This is a genomic window from Psychrobacter sp. Cmf 22.2 (assembly GCF_001921745.1).
Classification (GTDB): Bacteria; Pseudomonadota; Gammaproteobacteria; order Pseudomonadales; family Moraxellaceae; genus Psychrobacter.
The window spans coordinates 1-230 of the sequence record NZ_MRYA01000095.1; the positions used below are offsets into that span (position 1 = coordinate 1).

1 pseudogene is annotated in these 230 nt (G+C 27.8%); it reads left to right on the plus strand.

Annotated features, from left to right (window positions below):
* Positions 1–15: 15 nt before the first annotated feature.
* Positions 16–230, plus strand: a pseudogene (locus BTV98_RS13430) (ABC-F family ATPase); the annotation flags it as partial.

Sequence of the window (230 nt, forward strand, 5' to 3'; positions counted from 1 at the left end):
AAGGTTAAAATACTTTTGGCACAAGTTTTATATCCAAAACCAGATATTTTATTTTTAGATGAGCCTACAAATAACCTTGATATTGATACTATTGGATGGCTTGAAAATCAATTACAACATCATGATGGAACAATGGTTGTAATTTCTCACGATAGACACTTTTTAAATGCAGTTTGTACAAATATTTTAGATGTTGATTTTAAAAAGATTAGAGAGTTTAGTGGTACTTA